General features: G+C 47.2%; 1 pseudogene. It reads left to right on the forward strand.

Features of this window, described 5'->3' with window-relative positions:
* Nucleotides 1-55: 55 nt before the first annotated feature.
* Nucleotides 56-290 (forward strand): annotated as a pseudogene (locus BGK49_RS28170) (transposase); the annotation flags it as partial.

Below are 290 nucleotides of genomic sequence, written 5' to 3' on the forward strand. Positions count from 1 at the left end.
GTTTAACGGACACTCCTTCCTGAAATAGAATGGCATCAGAAGGAGCTAATAATGAGCAGAAAAAAACCAACGTTACTCTAAAGAGTTCAAAGCCGAAGCTGTCAGAACGGTTCTTGAAAATCAACTTTCGATCAGTGAAGGCGCTTCCCGATTATCCCTTCCTGAAGGCACTTTAGGACAATGGGTTACCGCCGCCAGAAAAGGGCTCGGTACTCCTGGTTCCCGCACGGTGGCTGAACTGGAATCTGAAATTCTGCAACTGCGTAAGGCGTTAAATGAAGCTCGCCTTG

The organism is Shigella sp. FC1544, from assembly GCF_001722145.1.
Taxonomy (GTDB): domain Bacteria; phylum Pseudomonadota; class Gammaproteobacteria; order Enterobacterales; family Enterobacteriaceae; genus Escherichia; species Escherichia coli.